Annotated in this window: 14 protein-coding genes; all 14 read right to left on the bottom strand. The window is 56.8% G+C overall.

Annotated elements, in window-relative coordinates; translation table 11 throughout:
* Positions 1-44: 44 nt before the first annotated feature.
* The 14 genes from carB to M655_RS10690 all read right to left on the bottom strand — a co-directional run bounded on the left by carB (position 45) and on the right by M655_RS10690 (position 19,053).
* Positions 45-3,260: a carbamoyl-phosphate synthase large subunit gene (gene carB / locus M655_RS10755; protein WP_005833369.1), complete on the bottom strand. Its 3,216-nt coding sequence runs from the start codon at positions 3,258-3,260 to the stop codon at positions 45-47.
* On the bottom strand, positions 3,244-4,341 hold the full coding sequence (locus tag M655_RS10750) for a carbamoyl phosphate synthase small subunit (RefSeq protein WP_005833371.1): 1,098 nt from the start codon (positions 4,339-4,341) through the stop codon (positions 3,244-3,246). Before M655_RS10750 ends, carB begins: the two co-directional genes overlap by 17 nt.
* 64 nt (positions 4,342-4,405) lie before the next feature.
* Positions 4,406-5,686: a dihydroorotase gene (pyrC, locus tag M655_RS10745; protein WP_005833373.1), complete on the bottom strand. Its 1,281-nt coding sequence runs from the start codon at positions 5,684-5,686 to the stop codon at positions 4,406-4,408.
* Positions 5,653-6,594, bottom strand: a complete 942-nt coding sequence (locus tag M655_RS10740; protein WP_007784290.1) for an aspartate carbamoyltransferase catalytic subunit — start codon at positions 6,592-6,594, stop codon at positions 5,653-5,655. The genes pyrC and M655_RS10740 overlap by 34 nt, the downstream gene beginning before the upstream one ends.
* A gap of 184 nt (positions 6,595-6,778) precedes the next feature.
* Positions 6,779-8,113 carry a solute carrier family 23 protein gene (locus tag M655_RS10735; RefSeq protein ID WP_005833377.1) on the bottom strand — a complete coding sequence of 445 codons (1,335 nt, stop codon included), beginning with the start codon at positions 8,111-8,113 and terminating at the stop codon, positions 6,779-6,781.
* Positions 8,114-8,294: 181 nt separating this feature from the next.
* Positions 8,295-8,834, bottom strand: coding sequence for a bifunctional pyr operon transcriptional regulator/uracil phosphoribosyltransferase PyrR (gene pyrR / locus M655_RS10730; protein WP_005833379.1), 540 nt, complete (start codon positions 8,832-8,834; stop codon positions 8,295-8,297).
* A 210-nt stretch (positions 8,835-9,044) separates the two neighbouring features.
* Positions 9,045-10,388 carry a TolB family protein gene (locus M655_RS10725; protein ID WP_286086006.1) on the bottom strand — a complete coding sequence of 448 codons (1,344 nt, stop codon included), beginning with the start codon at positions 10,386-10,388 and terminating at the stop codon, positions 9,045-9,047.
* 104 nt (positions 10,389-10,492) lie between these two features.
* On the bottom strand, positions 10,493-10,894 hold the full coding sequence (locus M655_RS10720; RefSeq protein ID WP_005833383.1) for a VOC family protein: 402 nt from the start codon (positions 10,892-10,894) through the stop codon (positions 10,493-10,495).
* A gap of 18 nt (positions 10,895-10,912) precedes the next feature.
* Positions 10,913-11,842 carry an RluA family pseudouridine synthase gene (locus tag M655_RS10715; protein ID WP_025844996.1) on the bottom strand — a complete coding sequence of 310 codons (930 nt, stop codon included), beginning with the start codon at positions 11,840-11,842 and terminating at the stop codon, positions 10,913-10,915.
* A gap of 58 nt (positions 11,843-11,900) precedes the next feature.
* Complete coding sequence (gene lspA / locus M655_RS10710; protein WP_005833386.1) at positions 11,901-12,353, bottom strand: signal peptidase II; 453 nt, start codon at positions 12,351-12,353, stop codon at positions 11,901-11,903.
* Between the two features lie 74 nt (positions 12,354-12,427).
* Positions 12,428-13,069: a serine/threonine-protein kinase gene (locus M655_RS10705; RefSeq protein WP_005833387.1), complete on the bottom strand. Its 642-nt coding sequence runs from the start codon at positions 13,067-13,069 to the stop codon at positions 12,428-12,430.
* A 155-nt stretch (positions 13,070-13,224) separates the two neighbouring features.
* A complete protein-coding gene (locus M655_RS10700) occupies positions 13,225-14,655 on the bottom strand; it encodes a phosphoglucomutase/phosphomannomutase family protein (protein WP_035422730.1) in 1,431 nt (476 codons plus the stop codon).
* An 11-nt stretch (positions 14,656-14,666) separates the two neighbouring features.
* On the bottom strand, positions 14,667-16,628 hold the full coding sequence (locus tag M655_RS10695) for a glycoside hydrolase family 15 protein (RefSeq protein WP_007784277.1): 1,962 nt from the start codon (positions 16,626-16,628) through the stop codon (positions 14,667-14,669).
* A gap of 49 nt (positions 16,629-16,677) precedes the next feature.
* Complete coding sequence (locus M655_RS10690) at positions 16,678-19,053, bottom strand: sugar phosphate nucleotidyltransferase (protein ID WP_026557374.1); 2,376 nt, start codon at positions 19,051-19,053, stop codon at positions 16,678-16,680.
* Between the last annotated feature and the right edge of the window lie 40 nt (positions 19,054-19,093).

Genomic DNA, 19,093 nt, shown 5'->3' with positions numbered 1-19,093 from the left:
TCTCCCCTTTTTCTCCCTGCCGCCATGGCTTGGGTCCGTTTCGTTTATACAGTCACCGCTGCGACTTTGGCACCTGCGCGTTGGGCAGGCATCGCTTCTGTCGAGAAGGTGATCGTTTCCAGTACGTGCAGCAGGGCCGCAGCCGTATCCAGCGACGTCAGGCAAACCGCGCCGTTCTCCACTGCTTCGCGGCGAATGCGGAAGCCGTCGCGCTGTGGCGTTTTGCCTTTTGTCAGCGTGTTGAGCACGATGTTGGCCTCGCCTGTATGGATCACGTCGAGCAAATTCGGCGTACCCTCGGACAGTTTGTTAACACGCGTCACAGGCAGGCCCGCCTGTTCCAGATAATCCGCTGTGCCCGCTGTCGCCATCAGCTTGAAGCCGAGGTGACGGAAGCGTTTCACGATTGCGAGCGCCTCTTCCTTGTCTTTGTCGGCGACCGTTACGAGCAAGGTGCCTTGCGTCGGGATGTTCATGCCTGCGGCGACCAAGCCTTTGTACAGCGCTTTGGCCAGGGTGCTTTCGCGTCCCATTACTTCCCCGGTGGACTTCATTTCCGGTCCGAGCGTAATATCCACACGGCGCAGCTTCGCAAAGGAGAACACCGGAACTTTTACCGATACGACAGACTCTTCCGGATGGTAGCCAGGCGTGAAGCCTTGGTCGACAATCGAGTGACCGAGAATCGCTTTGGTCGCGATGTTCGCCATCGGGATGCCTGTCACTTTGGACAGGAATGGCACTGTACGGGACGAGCGCGGGTTAACCTCGATCACATACGGACGATCTTTGTAGATGACAAACTGGATGTTGAGCAGCCCTTTGATTTGCAGCGCCCGCGCCAGCTTCGTCGTCATCTCGATCAGCTCGTCTTTGATCGCCTGGGACAGCGATTGCGGCGGATAGACCGCGATGGAGTCGCCGGAGTGCACCCCTGCGCGCTCGATGTGCTCCATGATGCCCGGGATCAGGACGTTTTCCCCGTCGCAGATCGCATCGACTTCGGCCTCTACCCCGACCATGTAGCGGTCGACCAGTACCGGATGATCCGGGTTGACCTTCACTGCTTTTTCCATGTACTCCAAAAGCTCAGACTGATTGTAGACGATCTCCATTGCGCGTCCGCCGAGCACGTAGGATGGGCGAACGAGTACCGGGAAGCCGAGCGCTTCCGCTGCTACCACTGCTTGCTCCACGGAGGTTACGGTCTTGCCTGGCGGTTGTGCGATGTCGAGGCTGCGCAGGAGCGCTTCGAACTTCTCGCGGTTTTCCGCTGCGTCGATGTTTTCCAGGCTCGTTCCGAGAATGTTGATACCGCGTTCCGCCAGCTTGTCAGCCAGGTTGATGGCGGTTTGGCCGCCGAACTGGACGATTACGCCTTCCGGTTTTTCCACATCGAGAATGTTCATCACGTCTTCGATGTACAGCGGCTCGAAGTACAGCCGGTCCGAAGTGTTGAAGTCTGTCGATACCGTTTCCGGGTTGTTGTTGATAATGACGGCTTCGTAGCCTGCTTCGCGCAAAGCCCAGACAGCGTGCACGGTCGCATAGTCAAATTCGATCCCTTGGCCGATGCGGATCGGGCCGGAGCCGAGCACGACCACGCGCTTTTTGCCTGTTTCGATGCGCTCGTCCTCTACTTCGTAGCTGGAGTAGTAGTACGGCGTTTGCGCCTCAAATTCGGCTGCGCACGTATCGACCATTTTGTACACAGGAACATAGCCTTTTTCCTTGCGCAGCGCGCGGACTGCTTCTTCCGTTTCGCCGCACAGTTCGGCGATTTTGCGGTCTGTGAAGCCCATCCGTTTTGCTTCGAACAGCTTCTCAGCCGTCAGACCTTTTGCCAGCTCCTGTTCAAAAGCAACCATTTTATGGAACTTGTGCAGGAAGAACAGGTCGATCTTCGTCAGGCTGTGCAGCTCCTCGATGGTCCAGCCGCGGCGCAGCGCCTCTGCCACGAGGAACAGTCGCTCGTCATCCGCATGCACCAGACGGGTCTTCAGTTCCTCTTCGCTGATTTCCTCTGCTCCTTTGATCTCGATGTGGTACGTGCCGATCTCCAGGGAACGGATCGCTTTCATGATCGATTCTTCAAACGTGCGTCCGATCGCCATGACTTCGCCTGTCGCTTTCATTTGCGTACCGAGCTTGCGGTTGGCAGACTGGAACTTGTCAAACGGCCAGCGCGGAATTTTGCTCACGATGTAGTCGAGCGTCGGCTCGAAGCAGGCGTACGTTTGCCCAGTTACCGGGTTTTTCAGCTCATCCAGTGTGTAGCCGATCGCGATTTTCGCCGCCATTTTCGCGATCGGGTAACCTGTCGCCTTGGAAGCGAGCGCAGAAGAACGGCTCACGCGCGGGTTTACCTCGATGACGTAATATTGGAAGCTATGCGGGTCGAGCGCGTACTGCACGTTGCAGCCGCCTTCGATGCCGAGTGCGCGGATGATGTTCAAGGCAGACGAGCGCAGCATTTGATACTCGCGGTCGGCAAGCGTCTGGCTCGGCGCGACGACGATGGAGTCACCCGTGTGCACGCCGACCGGGTCGATGTTTTCCATGTTGCAGACGACGATGCAGTTGTCGTTGGCATCGCGCATGACTTCGTACTCGATTTCCTTCATGCCAGCAATGCTTCGCTCGATCAGGCATTGCGTAATCGGCGAGTATTTCAGGCCGCTCGCGACAATTTCGCGGAGGCTTTCTTCGTCTTCACAAATGCCGCCGCCCGTTCCGCCCAAGGTGTAGGCTGGCCGCACGATGATCGGGTAGCCGATCTCGTTGGCAAAATCAACGGCTTCCTCTACCGTGCTGACGATGACCGATTCCGGCACAGGCTCGCCCAACTCCTTCATGAGGGCGCGGAACAGCTCGCGGTCTTCCGCTTGCTTGATCGATTCCAGCTTCGTGCCGAGCAGCTTCACGTTTTCCTGCTCCAAAATGCCCGCTTCGGCAAGCGCGACAGCCATATTCAAGCCCGTTTGGCCGCCGAGCGTAGGCAAAAGTCCGTCCGGCTTTTCCTGGCGGATGACGCGTGCTACAAATTCAGGCGTGATCGGCTCGATGTACACTTTGTCCGCCATGTTTGTATCGGTCATGATCGTCGCCGGGTTGGAGTTAATCAGGACAACCTCCATCCCCTCTTCTTTCAGCGCTTCGCAAGCCTGTGTGCCTGCGTAGTCAAACTCGGCAGCCTGCCCGATGACGATAGGACCAGACCCGATCACGAGGATTTTTTTCAGGTTAGCGTGTTTTGGCATAGTTTTTTTCCTCCTTAGCGGTTTCCAGCATCGCAAGAAACTGGTCGAACAGGTAGCCGGAGTCGTATGGGCCTGGAGCCGCTTCCGGGTGGTACTGGACGGAGAAGGCGTTCTTCGCTCTGTTACGCAGCCCTTCGACTGTTCCGTCATTGAGGGCGATATGCGTAATTTCCAGCTCGGTTCCTGCGAGCGAATCTTCTTTTACGGCGTAGCTGTGGTTCTGGGATGTAATGTATGTGCGCCCGGTCGGCAGCTCTTTTACCGGATGGTTGCCGCCGCGGTGTCCGAATTTCATTTTCATCGTGTCAGCGCCAGAGGCGAGTGCGAACAACTGATGGCCGAGGCAGATGCCGAACAGCGGGTATTCCCCAAGGATGCCGCGAATCATTTCGATCGCTTGCGGCACGTCTTTCGGGTCGCCAGGGCCGTTGGACAACAGGATGCCGTCTGGCTGGATGCGGCGAATTTCTTCCGCCGTCACGTTGTACGGCACGACCACCACATCACAGTTGCGCTTGGTCAGCTCGCGCAAGATGCCGTGTTTGGAGCCGAAGTCTACCAGCACGACGCGATGGCCTGTACCTGGGCAACTGAAGACGCTTTTCGTAGAGACGCGCGATACTTGATCGGTCATCAAGGCAGTGTTGTTCAGGGCTGCGAGCAGTTCGGCCAGCGGGGCTTCGCTCGTCGTAATCATGCCCTTCATCGTGCCGTGGTAGCGGATTTTTCGCGTCAGCATCCGCGTGTCAACGCCTGCAATCCCCGGGATGTCGTATGTTTTCAGCAGCTCATCCAGCGTGTTCGTATTCCGCCAGTTGCTCGGCATATCGCAATGCTCGCGGACGACGAAGCCGTGAATGTACGGACGAACAGCTTCGAAGTCGTCGCGGTTGATCCCGTAGTTGCCGATCAGCGGGTACGTCATGGTCACGATCTGTCCGCAGTAGGACGGGTCAGACAAAACCTCCTGGTAGCCCGTCAGTCCTGTGTTGAACACCACTTCCCCGTAGGATTCCTTCGTCGCTCCGAACGCCGTTCCGATAAATTCCGTTCCGTCTTCCAAAATCAATCTTGCACGCATCTATGCTCCTCCTTCATTTTCGTGGTAAAGCCGCCTTCTCCGTGGGGCACTGGCGTGTGTGGCTCTACGCCTCTTGATGTACGATCTTGCCGTCTACCAGCGTGAGGATCGGCCATCCTTTGCACGGCCATCCGGCAAACGGTGTATTGGTCCCTTTGCTCGCAAAGGTGGTCGGATCAATCGTTTTTTCTGTCGCAAGGTCGATGACGGTCACGTCTGCTACCGCTCCGACTTCCAGGCGTCCGTACGGCAGCCCGAAAGCTTTCGCTGGCTGCACCGTCAGCAGCTCGACCAGTCTTTGCAAAGTCAGCTCGCCTGTTTGCACGAGGTGCGTATAGAGCAGCGGGAAGGCTGTCTCCAGACCGACGATGCCGAATGGCGCGCGGGCCATGCCGTTCGCTTTTTCTTCCTGGGTGTGTGGCGCATGGTCTGTGGCGATCATGTCGATCGTGCCGTCTTTGAGTCCGGCGATCAGCGCCGCGCGATCCTCGCGGGAGCGAAGCGGCGGGTTCATTTTCCAGTTGGTGTCGAGGCTGTCCGGGATGTCCTCGTCGCACAAAAGCAGGTGGTGCGGCGTCACTTCGCACGTCACGTTGACGCCGGCGCGTTTTCCGTCGCGCACCAGGCGCACAGATTCTTTGGCACTGATGTGGCACACGTGGTAGTGCACACCTGTCTGCTCCGCCAGCAAAATGTCGCGTCCGACGTGGATGGACTCCGACTCGGAAGGAATGCCAGGCAGTCCGTGGCGCGCTGCGACCACGCCGTCGTGCAGGGCGGCTCCCGGGATCAGCAGATCATCGTCTTCGCAGTGAGCCACGATGGACAGCCCCAGCTCGGCTGCTTTTTTCATCGCTTTTTTCATCATCGCGGTCGACTGCACGCCGACACCGTCATCGGTCAGGGCAAAAATTCCCGCTTCTTTCAAGGCGGCGAAGTCCGTCAGCTCTTTGCCCAGTTGGCGCACGGTGATCGCGCCGTACGGAATCACGCGAGCCAGTCCCGCTTCGCGCGCTTTGTCCAAGATGTACGTCACCGTGTCCACGCTGTCGATGGACGGGCGCGTGTTCGGCATGCAGGAAATCGTGGTAAAGCCGCCGCGCACCGCCGCTTTTGCTCCTGTCTCAATCGTTTCTTTATGCTCGAAGCCTGGCTCGCGCAAGTGGACGTGGACGTCGATCAGTCCCGCGCTAATCATTCCGCCTTTGCAATCTACCCATTCATGGCCGTCGCGGGAGAGCTTTTCGCCCATCGCCGCGATCCGTCCATCTTCTACCAATATTTCTACCGGAGTGAGTTCCCCCGCCTGATTTAGTACGTTGCCGTTGCCAAGGATGATTCCCATTTTGTTTCGCTCCCTTTCAGCAGAGTTTCCAGCACAGCCATTCTAGCTGCGACTCCGTTGGTTACTTGTTTTTGAATCAAGGATGTTTCGCATTCTACCAGATCGGTGTGAATCTCAACTCCGCGATTGACCGGGGCCGGATGCATGATGACCGCGCCTGGCTTCATCATTTTGGCCCGTTCAAGCGTGAGGCCGAACGCCTTGTGATACTCTTCCTTGGAGATGTAGAGCGATTCGGTGTGGCGCTCCAGTTGCACGCGGAGCATCATGACGACGTCCGCTGTCTGAACCGCTTCCTCCATGCCGACGACTTTGACGCCTTGCGGAATTTGCGCTGGCATCATCGTCGGCGGGCCTGCGAGCAGCAGATTGATCCCGAGCTTCGGCATGGCGTGCAGGTGCGATCCCAGTACGCGGCTATGGCGCAAGTCTCCGATAATCGCTACCGTCAAGCCCTCCAGCATCCCAAACTGCTGCTTCATGGTCAGCAGGTCGAGCAGGCATTGGGTCGGATGCTCGTTTGTTCCGTCGCCCGCGTTGACCAGCTTCAGGTCAACGCTTTGGGCGAGCTCTTGCAGCAGTCCTTCTTTTTTCGTGCGGATCACGGCTGCTTCCACGCCCATCGCTTCCAGCGTGCGGATCGTGTCGTACACCGTCTCGCCTTTTACGGTTGAGGAGGTTTCCGGAATGAAGTTCAACACATGTGCGCCGAGTCTTTTTTGTGCCACCTCGAACGAGAAGCGGGTTCTGGTGCTGGCTTCAAAGAACAGATTCGCCACGAAGCGGCCGTGCAGAATGTCTGCCTGCTCGCCCGGTCTCTCGGCCCAGTAATGCGCGCGGTCCAGGAGCTGGACGATCTGTTGTTTGGACAAGTCTTTCAAGCCAATCAGGTGCGCTAGGTTGTTCATCGAAATCCCTCCGATTACTCTGTTTTTTCCTGTTTTATCGAAAGAAAAAAGCTTCTTGGCTCACGTTGCCTGTCGCAAGGCAAGCGAGACAAGAAGCCGATCCGGCGCCATTTCTGGGCAGCCAAAACGACGTTCTATGCCTTGCCAGCCTCTCGGGACTGGATTTAAAGGAATGAGGAACGTTTTAGGCAATTTGTTTTTCGTCTTCGCGGGACGCTTCCCCCATCGCCGACTCTTTGCCCGGCAGGATGAGGTGCAGGAAGATTCCCAGGAAGGTGGAGAAAGCGATATTGTCAATGGTCAGGTCGCTTAGCAACCCGACACCGGCAAAGCTGATTTTGTATCCGCCAATTCCCGTTACCAGGATGGCAGCCGCGACGATCATGTTGCGCTTGTTGGCAAAATCCACTTTGTTTTCTACGTACATCCGCAAGCCTTGCGCTGCGATAATCCCGAACAGGATGATCGAGACGCCGCCAAGCACCGGAGTCGGAATCGTCATCAAGAGAGCGCTGATCTTGCCGTTGAAGGCGAACAGGATGGCGAATACCGCAGCCAGGCCGATGACCACTCTGCTGTAAACGCGGGTGATCGCCAGAACCCCGATGTTTTCGCCGTATGTCGTCGCAGGCGGTCCGCCGATGAAAGCCGCCAGGGAAGTGGCGATCCCGTCCCCGAGCAGGCTGCGGTGCAGACCCGGATTTTTCATCAGGTCGCGATCCATGACCTTGCTTGTAACCAAGAGGTGGCCCAGATGCTCGGCCAGGGTTACGAACGCGACTGGCGCGATGACGAGCGCCGCGATCCAGGCAGAACCGTCACTGATGACACTCATCACTTCGCCCACCTTGAGCGGCGGAGCGGCAAACACTTTTGCTTGCACAACCTTTTGAAAATCAATCAGTTCAGGGTGACGAACGAGCGAGTACGCATAACCGACGATAATTCCGATCAGAATGGGGATCAGGCCAAGGAAACCGCGCAGCATCACCGCTGCCAGGATGGTCACCAGCATGGTCACCAGCGAAATTTCAATCGAAGTCAGCGACATTTGCGACTGGCCGTCTACCGTCACCTTCGTCGCCATGTCTACCGCTACGCCAGCCAGGCTCAGCCCGATGACGACGATGACCGAAGCGATGACGACCGGAGGCAGCACTTTGTCCAGCCATTTGACGCCTGCCTTTTGCACGATGCCTGCGACGATGATGTACACGATCCCTGACAGGAAGCAGCCGAGCAAGGCCGTTCCGACTCCGTGCGACGCCGTCACTGCGATAATCGGACCGATGAAGGCGAAGGACGAGCCGAGGTAGTTCGGAATTTTCCCTTTGGTGATCCAGAGGAACAAGAGCGTCCCGATCCCGCTTGTCAAAAGGGCGGTAGCGACATCCAGCCCGGTCAGGATCGGCACCAGAACGGTTGATCCGAACATCGCGAACAAGTGCTGAATGGACAGTGGCAGCAGTTTGGAAATATGTGGTGTTTCATCGACGTCTACATAGTTTTTTTGGCTCATGACTTTATCTTCCCCCTGTGTTTCTTTATTCTTCCCTCTCGTCGCTGTTGTTTTCGCTCTTTCGGCAAACAAAAAGCCTCTTTGTGCGGACACAAAGAGGCCAGCTTCACCATATGCGCATGGGAAGATTCCTGCCTCTTGTCGACCTCACGGGATCGCTTATTAAAGAGGATTCATTCAATTAGATGAGCTGACGGATGGACACGATATCCATCACGTCTACCTCCGACAGTTGCACATCGACGATTTCTGTGCGTGCCGTCGGCAAATTTTTTCCAACGAAGTCCGGGCGAATCGGCAGCTCGCGATGACCGCGGTCAACGAGTACCGCCAGTTGAATCATCCGCGGACGCCCGCTGTCGATCAACGCATCCAAAGCGGCGCGTACCGTCCGTCCGGTATAGAGGACGTCATCCACGAGAATGACGGTCTTTCCGGTGATCTGCTCCGGAAGCTGCGAACCTTGCAGCACCGCATCCTCCGACTTGTGCTGGAGATCATCGCGGTAAAACGTAATGTCCAGCTCTCCGACCGGTACTTTGACGTTTTCGATCATCTCGATTCTTTCGACCAGGCGCTTCGCGAGGTAAATCCCTCTGGTCTTGATGCCAACGATGATACAATCCTCGACACCCTTGTTTCGCTCGATAATTTCGTGAGCGATACGAGTAAGCGCGCGGCGGATGGCCGCTTCATCCATGATGACACTTTTGTTAATCATCTCGATCCCTCCTCGACGGGAACAGTGGCTTTACGAAAAAAGGCTCCTTGTCAGGAGACAAGAAGCCGTCGGACAAAGAGGCCAGCTCGCGCTATGCCTGCTTGTCATTCCGTGCCCTTGCCAGCCTCACTGGACTGGATTTAAAGGTTCCATTCGTCAATTAGGATTATGTCACGAAACAAGCCCGGTGTCAACGCAATGGAAAGAAATCTAACTATTCCAATAGACAGCGATCCATTCCGGCAAGTAGTTGGCGTAGTAGCCAATATCGCCTGTAATGCCTTTGACCAGCTCGCTTTCTTTTCCGTCTGCCTGATAGAATAGCGAACCGTGCTTGGCCCGATCGAGTCGCAGGAACAAAAGCTTGCTGCCGTCCGGTGACGGGGACGGATAATAATCAGCCGTTTGCTCCGCGCCTTTTGTCCAAGGCTGTTCCGCACCGTTCGCGTCCCTCGCCCAGATGCGCTGGCCGGGAACCATCACCTTTTTCGGATCAAACGCATAGTTTGTCGCTTTTCCTCTGGAAAAAAACAGCGTGTACGGCGGCTTTGCCGTCCAGACCGGATACGTATCCACGCTGTCAGCCGGGCTCGCCGAGACGACTTTGCCGTCGCGATTTGCCAGCTTCAGATGTTTGTTTTGCGTCGCCATCCGGTCCGTCCCGTCGATGAAGGCGAGCTGCTGGCTGTTCGCCGTCCAAGAGAGCCACTGCGGGTAAGCCAGACCTGTGCCCAGCTCGATCGGCTTTTTCGCTGGCTGCTTCAGGTTGAACAACTGGATTGGCACGCCGTCCGCAGACAGCGAAGCGGCGTTGTATCGCACGTAGTAGGCGACGAGCTGGCCGTCGGGCGATACGTTCATCCCTGTGGCTGCCAGGGCGTAAATGCCTTCTTCGACATTGGGCGGTTCCGCGAGCGGATAAGTAGCCAATGGCTGTCCGGCCAGATTTTGCAGGACGAACGTCATCGGACGGTTTTTCCCCGCCTCTGTGGAAGTCAAAATCGCTTCTCCGTCCGGCATCCAGGTGAAGTCGAAGAAAGCGGCAGGCGTCGCAGCTCCTGCGGCCACTTCTCCGTTGTCGCGGACTTCCTTGAGCACGAGCACGCCTCGAGGCTGCTCGCTGCTGCCTGCATTGACGATATAAGCCACCTGGTTTCTTTTCGGCGACCATTTCGGCACTCCCGTGACGGGCCTGTCGTCGAGCTGAACCGCTCCGCTGCCATCCGCGCGAACGAGCCACAAGTAGCCGGGGGCGGAATAACGGTCGGCTCCTTTGTATTTCACGAACAAAAGCCATTGGCCATCACCGGACCAGCCGACGATTTCCGCCAGTCCGTCTTTCGTAATCGGCTTTGGCGCTCCATTTTTGTCCTGTAGGTCCAGCAAGTACAACTGTTGGTTGCTCGTAAAAGCGATCTGCGCCGGAACGGTCACTTCCTTGTTGCTTCTGACCGGGAGCTGCCCCTGTTCGGCTGCCATGGACTGTCCACCCGCAAGCGCCAGCATGCCGAGCATCGCCGCCACAGAGACCGCTTTGCGCCATATTCGGTTCATGAGTATCCCCTCCTCGCCAAACTCGATTGAAAAAACGCCAGAAAAAAACGGCTGCCCTCTTCTAGCGTTTTCGAATCCCAAAGCCTTTATGCCTTTATGTACGATCACAAGCTCGCAGGTGCAAGCAGCAAAAAGCGATTGCCGTACAAATCCTCAAAAATCGCTTCCATGCCGTAGACGACTTCGACAGGCTCGCTGACAAACTTCACGCCGCGCTGACGCATCGTTTCATACGTCTGCCAAAAATCGTCCGTCTCCCACACCCACATCGGGTTTTTGCCGACGGCCGCGAGCATCTCCCGTGCGATCTCCTCCCGGTGCCAGTGGGTCGGATCATGCAGCACGATTTCCAGCTCCTGGCCGGGAAGGCCGACCGTCAGCCAGCGCGAGCCGTCGTCCATGCGCGTGTCCATCCGTTTTTCAAAGCCGAGCTTTTCCGTGTAAAATTGCAGAGCTTCCTCGCAATCGCGAACGTACAGCGTCACATGCGCCAGTCTTTTCAGCACTTGCCTTCCTCCCGTCTTTTACGCCTGTCTGAGAAAGTCTACGAGATCGCTCAAATCTTTCGGCATGGGCGCCTCGAACTCCAGCCGCTCCTGCGTGCGCGGATGAGTAAAGCCGAGCGTCTTCGCATGCAGAGCCTGTCCGTCGATCTCCAGCGTGTTTTTCGGTCCGTATTTCGGATCGCCCGCCAGCGGATAGCCGATGTATTTCATGTGGACGCGAATTTGGTGCGTTCGGCCCGTCTCCAGTTTCAACTCCACCAGCGTGTATTCCTTGAAGCGCTCTAGCACGATAAAATGCGTCACAGCAGGCTTGCTGTTTTCAAAGACGACCGCCATCTGCTGGCGATTTTTCGGGTCGCGTCCGATCGGCGCGTCGATCGTGCCCATCTCGTGCGGAATGACCCCGTGGACGATCGCGATGTATGTGCGCGTCACAGAGTGCTCCTTCAACTGTTCAGCCAGGCCGACATGCGCCTTGTCGTTTTTCGCTACCATGAGCAGCCCTGACGTGTCCTTGTCGATGCGATGCACGATTCCCGGGCGAAGGACGCCGTTAATGCCGGACAAATCTTTGCAGTGCGCCAAAAGTCCGTTGACGAGCGTACCGCTGTAATGCCCCGGAGCAGGGTGAACCACCAGTCCGCGCGGCTTGTTGACGACGACGACGTCGCTGTCCTCGTAGACGATCTCAAGCGGCATCGGCTCCGGCTTGATTGCCATTTCTTTTGGCGGCGGAACGCGCAGCGTAACCTCATCTTCTGCCTGCAGCTTGTAGTTGCTCTTGATCGGCTCCCCGTTTACCGTTACGCGACCTTCCTTGATCCACGCCTGTACCTGCGAGCGCGACCAGTCTTCATTTTGCAGCGTGATGAACTTGTCGATCCGCTCGTTTGCGTCCTCAGGCTCCACGTTCCAATCATAACGTTCGAATAGTTGCGTGTCGTTCATGTTTGTCTCCTCACAAAGTTACTGTCCGTACCCCGTTTCGTATCACCCGAAACGGGCATTACCGTCCGCTTTTCCTGCCTTCCAGGAAGACATCCAACAGCAAAATGCCGACGCCGATCGTAATCGCCATGTCCGCGACGTTGAAAATCGGGAAGTTAATCAGGGTGAAATCCAAAAAGTCCACGACTTGTCCGGTCGTTGCGCGGTCGATAAAATTACCGATGGCCCCACCCAACACGAGGGACAATGCGAAAGAAGCGCGCGGCTGTTTTTTGCCGAGGCGGATCAGCGAATACACGATGCCGACGACGACGGCAACCGTAATGACAATAAAGAGCCAGCGCTGATTTTGCAAAATGCCGAACGCGGCCCCCATGTTGCGGTGCGAGGTGAGATGAAACACATCCGCGATCAACGGGATGGATTCTCCCCGCTCCATATGGTTCACTACAAGGTGCTTGGTCCACTGATCCAGTCCAATAATCACAGCCGCAATAAGAAAATACAACAATGGAACGTCCTCCTTCATCTGCTTCGACCAGCCATGAAAACACAATGTCAAATGCTCATTTTACCAGAGTGCGCTCACGTGAACAAGCGCCTCGCCTTTTTGTACAGCCGATACCCTTTGCGCACCCCGTTGAGCACCCACAACGGAATTTTCCAGCCACGGTCCTTCAAAAACGGAAGGTATATCTTGTAGTACGCCTTGCGCAAATCCCGCCATTTGCTGTCCGGAACGTTCTTGTAGTAGTCCGAGACGTCAATGAGGTACCCCCGCCCCTGGTCCATCAGCACGTTTTTGCCGTGGACGTCGTGCGGAAACAGCCCCTTTTCGCGCGCTTCCTTCAGTGCCCGCTCCACGTCCTCGATCACCTGAGGCGGGATGGGGATGCCAAAACGAGCGCAGTCAAACAAAGAAATGCCGTTGATTCGTTTAATGACCAGATAGCCTTCGCCATAGTCGTACATCATCGGGAACGAGCGCGTCTCCCCGAGCTTTTTGTACACCTCGATCTCCTGCTCCCAGCCTGGTCTGCCTGGGGCGTACAGCTTGATGACCACACGCGGATAATCGGGATGGGCAAAGACGGCGGCGTAGTTGCCGGTGCCGACCAACTCCCACGGATAGGGGATGTGCAGGGCGACGACCGGATCGTCAGGCGACTGGCTTTCTATCTTTACTTCTTTCAAAAAAGCTTGCAACACTTCTCGGTCAATGCGCATAGGTCCCCATCTTTCATTCCATACCGGCTTCTTTATGTTGATTCTAGCAAAATGAATTTTTTTTAAAAACCCCGTAAGCAAAAAAACTCCCAAGCGGCCGAAAACGCAAAAAGAAGAACGAGGCAGCTATGTGCCCGCTCTTCCTTGCTATTGGCTCATACATTGATTTCCGAAAACCAGTCCCGAATCGCTTCTTGCAGCTTGGAAAGCGAAGTCGCATTCGTCGCTTCGCAGTAGATGCGCACCAGCGGCTCCGTGCCCGAAGGACGGATGAGCACCCAGTGCCCTTCTTCCAAAAGCAGCTTGATCCCGTCCATCCGGTTGATCCCTTGCACCGCGTACGGACCGATCCGTTCCGGCGGCGTGGTCACTATCTGCGAAATCCACTTGTCTTTTTCCGCAAGCCGCATGTCGATGCGCGTATGGAACAGCTCGCCGAACTGATCGTACACATCGCGCAAAATCTGGTCGATCTCCTTGTTTTCATAGGCGACCAGCTCTGCGAGCAGCAGATTAATCAGCACCCCGTCTTTTTCCGGGATATGGCCGAGAATGCTCGCGCCTCCGCTCTCCTCGCCGCCGATCAGGACGTCTCCCTTGCGCATTTGTTCCCCGATGTATTTGAAGCCGACCGGCGTCTCCACCAGTTCCAGCCCGTAGCGCTCTGCCATATGGTCGAGCAAATGCGTGGTCGCTACCGTGCGCACGATGCGCCCGGTCAGCTTGCGGTTTTTCACCAGGTGATAGGTCAACAGGACGAGCACATCGTTTGGCGGAATGTACTGTCCAAACCGATCCACGACGCCGAAGCGGTCAGCGTCGCCGTCATTGGCAAGCCCGAGTGTCGCCTTGCGTTCCAGCACTTCTTTTTTCAGCAAGCCGAGATGCTTGTCATTTGGCTCAGGCAAATCCCCGCCGAAAGCCGCGTCTGGCGTCTCCCGGATGCCGATCGTCTTCACCCCGGCTTCTGCCAAAAGCGAGCTGACATACCCCATGCCTGCCCCGTGCATCGCATCCACCACCACGTGCAGGGACGACCCGCGCAAAATGTCCATGTTGACGATGCGCCGCAGATGCGCCTCGTAATGGGGCCGCAGCACGATCACTTGCAGCAGCCTGTCGCGGGTCGCATCTGCCAAAGAAACCGTCGGCACCTCTTTGGCGGATGCGATCTCGCTGATCCAAGCTTCCAGCCGGGCGGTAATTTCCGGCGTCGCCGGACCTGCGTACTCGGGAATGTATTTGATGCCGTTGTACTCAGGCGGATTGTGGCTGGCGGTGACCATGATCGCTCCGCTGGCGGCAAAATGCTTGACCCCGAAAGCGACAGCAGGCGTAGGGGCCGCCTCATTGACCAGGTAAGAGCGTATCTGGTTCGCGGCCAGCACGCTGACGATTTCCTCGGCGAATCGCCGACCGAGAAAACGCGTGTCGTGCCCGACCAAAATCGGCTGCTCCTGTTGGCCGATTTCTTTTGTATAGCTGGCGATAGCTTGCGCGACTATGCGGACATTTTCCATCGTAAAGCCGTCCGCCACGATGTCGCGCCAGCCGTCCGTACCGAAACGGATTGCGGTCATCTCCATCTCTCCCCTCGTTAGCGCAACTCATTCACTTTTTCCAAATAACGCAGAACAGTAGCTACGAACGTAGCATGAGACCAGGTCAAAGGCGCAACCGATACGGGGGCACCCGAATACGGGTCAAGCTGCTCGGACAGCACGCCGCTTTGCAGCGAATGGCGCACGACCCACAGAAGCCTGTTTTTCGGCTCTTGCAATTCTTCGAGCGATTTTGCCTTGGCGATCTCCCAATCCGCCACCCATAGCGTGCAGATGATCCACGGGTTTCCCGGCACTCTGGCAATATCGTGCGACTTTTTGAAGTAGTAGTCGCCCTGGTAGCGGGCGAAGCCGCCTACTTCCGTGTCGACCCGCAGGCTCTTTTTCACAGCCTCCATCGTGCGCTGCACGCGCGGATCGTCCACCGGGAAAACTTCGAGGGCAAACAGCGCGTACAGGCTGCTTTCCACCGTAAAGTCTTTTTCCACGCCTCCGTCCGGGCGCAAGTAAATGCCGCGCAAAAACCGGCCGATCCCCGGGTCGTACAAATGCTTTTCCATAGCGGCGCGAATGCTTTTCGCCCCGTCCTCGTAGCGCTTGTGGCGGCGGTCGTCGCCGAACAGTTGCGCAAACCGCGCCGCAGCCATCAAGCCCGCGTACACCGTGGCGCTCGTGAACGTGAAGATGCCGCGCCGCTCCTCCCACAAGTCATAGCTCGGCTTCGGCAGCTCCAGGGTCGGGTGAACGTATTCCAGCAAAAAGCGGGCAGCCGGGCGAACGAGTGTCGCATACAGCGCCTGGCAGTCTTCAATCTGCTTGCCGCTCTTGTACTGCTCCCAAAGGGCGTACAGCACCAAAGCCGTCTCATCCTCCTGAATCGGGAGCTGGACTTCGCCGTCTACGACGTACGGATGCCAACTGGAGCCGACAGAGCCGTCCGGGTTGTATTTGTGCTGCAAATAGCCGTCTTCGTTCAAGGCTTGCGCGCAAAACGTAAAAAACGGAGCGACCGTTCCCGTGTAGCCGGCCTTCGCCATGGCGCTTGCGATCAGCGCCCCGTCCCGCGGCCACATGTAGCTGTAGTGGTCGCGGTTAAACTGGAGGATGTCGGAGTCGTTCGCGGCGAGAATCGCTCCGTTCTGGTCGATCTGCGTCCGCACGAGAAGCAAGCTGGTCTTGTACAGATGGACGACCTCCGGGGGAAGGTCGGCGAAATCCCGCTCTTCCTTGTTCACCCAGCGCCGCCAGTACACGGCTACCCGGCCCAGCAGCCGATCCGGGTCGTTGTCCAGCACGTACTGGTTCAGCGTTCTCACGGCGTCGTACGAATCCCCGACGCACAGCCAGTAGTACATCGTTTTTTCCTCGTGCGGCTGCAGCAGCAAGCGAAACGAAATCGTGCTGTCCACAGAGCCTTGCGCGATCGGATTGCCGGCGAGCAGCCCATCTTCCGCGTCGCGCCACGTTCCTTCCGCATAGTTGAACCGCTTGATGCCGACGCTGAACTGGTCGATTCCGCCCTCCGGTGTTTTGCCGTTGGCCATCATGTACACGTTGCGTTTGTAGTGATAGACAGTGGAGAGAATCGGGTCGTACACGGCGGTGTCCCCGACCTCCGTCTCGTTCAGGCTGAAGTCGTGGTTGAAAAACAGCCGGATCTCCCGCGCCTCGTTGGCATGATTGCGGACGCACACTTTTTTCAAATAAATCGGATCGCGCTGGTGCACGCCATCTGCCATCTGCAAGGAGACGGCCAGATGCTCATGATGGGCATGAACATCTGTCACCAGCGACTCCCGGTCATAGCCAAGCTGCCGCTTCCAGCCATCCTCATCGAGCCAGGAGAACCGTCCCTGTACCCAGATTCCCAGCTTACTGAAATGTCCGCCGACATGATTCAGTTGGCCTACATACGGATAGTAAAGATCGCGCATGTGCAGCCTGTCGTCAAAATTAATCAAAAGTTTCCCGTTCCCGACGACGAGCGGTCTCGGCATGCCTTCACATCCTTCCTTCCCGTACTCAGGCTGTCGATTCTCTTTTTCCTCATTGATACTCCGCAATCCGTCTGGCGTAGGAGGAGGCGAGCGTTGCCGCCGTTTCTGCCGTCGCTCCTTGCGAAATGACCTTGACGTGCGAATCTTCCGAGTCAGGCAAAATCAGCACCCAGCCGTTCGTATCGTAAACCTTGATTCCGTCCATGAGTTCAAGCAGCTTGCCTTTGTTTTCCTCCAGCACTTTGCGCATCACTTTGCCTTTCGCTCCCCATGGGCAAAAGACCGTTTTGCGCTCCATATGGCACGCAGGCAGAAGCTCCAGCAGCACGCTGAGCGGCTTTTCCTCCTGGGCTAGGTAGGACAGAATGCTCATCAGGCTGTACACCGCGTCAAACAGCGGATGGAAACGCTCGTCGGACGCTACCTCCATCATCGCGCGCGGCGCTACTTTCGTCCGCACGACCTCGATTTGCAGCAGTTGGGCGAGGTGCTCCAGCTCGGCTGGCGCGCTGACTGGCAAGCCGATCCGCTTGTGGCGACCGCTGCAAGCCAAAAGCTGCAAGGCCAGCAGTTGCTCCGTCGACAGCTTCGCGCCTTCCTCGGTGAACAAGGCGAACGCTTCTCCGTTTTTGTCCAGGCGTATGCCGAGATCGGCTTTCTTTTTGCTGATGCCGTCCTGGATCGCTCCATACGTGACCGTCACGCCCAGATCGTGAAGCAGCGGGGCGAGAAAAGTCGGGAAAAACCGCGTTTCGCTGTCGATCAACAGGTGAAAACGCTGGCGCTGGATGGATGGCACATCAAGCTGCTCGGCCAAGGCGCGCAAGTAAGCTTCCTGGACCTGATGCTCGACGTGCAGCTCGCCCAAATGGTGCAGGTTGCGCACATACGTCTCCTGCCAGTAGGCATTTTCGATTTTCCGCTCCATGTCGCGCGAGATCGGCAACCCTTTCTGGTCGATGAACTGGAGGACGATCTCTTTTTCGTCTCCGTTTTCATTCATGAATACATGGATGCCGCCGATGCACGCGAGCGAGCGGACGCCGTAGCGGATGAGCGGGGAGTTGCCAACGCCGAGATCCACCGTGTCAATGCCCGAGGAGCACAAGCTCGTCATGATGCTGTGCTTGAGCAACTGGGCAAAAGGATGCGAGCACGCAGACAGCGCGATTTTGCTGCCGGGCTTTTGCAAATAGGCATATGCGGCAGCGAGCCGCGTCACGAACTCCGGCGTGATGTCTATATTGCCGATGCCTTTGATCCCGCTGTTTCCGAACAAATTTTTCGTCTGCTTCATGCCGTAGATGAGAGAAGTCGTCACGATCGCGCTTTCTCCCACTTCCTTGTCCGGCCAAATCTTGACGCCTGCCTTCACGACGGATTTCGCGCCGATCAGGCAATTGTCGCCGATGACCGCACCGTCTCCTGTCTGCACGCAATCGGCAATGCGGACATTGCGGCAGAGTGTGGTCCCGGTGATTTCCGTCTTTTTCCCGATGACGTTGTTCTCCCAGAAGATCGCTCGCGACAGCTTGCTTCCCGAGGAGACGACGGTGTTGTCTCCGAGCACGGTATAAGGCCCGACCTCCACTCCCGCCTGCAGGTGTACATTTTCACTTATATAAACCGGCCCCTCCAGCCGCACGGAAGAGTCGACACGGACGTGATTTTCCAGAAAAATGCGCGGGGCAATTTCCTGGGCTTTGATCTCCAGGTTGACACGGCCGTCCAGCAGGTCAAACTGTGCCTGGCGATATACTTCCAGAGAGCCGATATCCGACCAGTACCCGCTCGCTTCGTAGCCGTAGAGCGGTTTTTGCTCCTGTAAAAAGTACGGAAAAATTTCTTTGCTGAAATCGACTTCTTTTTTTTCTTCTATATAAGACAGCACTTCCGGCTCGCAGACGTACATCCCGGTGTTGACCGTATCGCTGAACACTTCCGCCCAGCTTGGCTTTTCCAGGAAACGGGTGATTCGCCCGCGTTCGTCCGTCATGACGACGCCGAACTCCAGCGGCGTCTCCACACGGGTGAGAATCAGCGTAGCCAGGGCGTCATTCTGCTCATGAAAGCGAATCGCCGCCGTCAGATCAATGTCTGTGAGCGTATCCCCGCTGATGACGAGAAACCGTTCATCGAGAAAATCGGCGCAGTTTTTCACGCTGCCCGCCGTTCCGAGCGGCGTCGTCTCTTCAAAGTACACGAGGGAAACACCGTAGCGCGAACCATCGCCAAACGTATCGCGGATGACATCAGGCAGATACTGGAGCGTGACTGCAATCTCTGTAATTCCGTGCTTTTTCAACAGATCGATCGTGTACTCCATGCACGGCCGGTTCAAGAGTGGCACCATTGGTTTTGGAGTATGGGACGTTAACGGACGTAGACGTGTACCTTTACCACCAGCCATAATTACTGCCTTCATCTTTTTTCCTTCCTCCTTCATCATCGTTGCGAGCATGCGC

The organism is Brevibacillus sp. NSP2.1 (genome assembly GCF_000470975.2).
Lineage (GTDB): Bacteria > Bacillota > Bacilli > Brevibacillales > Brevibacillaceae > Brevibacillus > Brevibacillus agri.
This window is presented reverse-complemented; position numbering and strand designations above follow the sequence as displayed.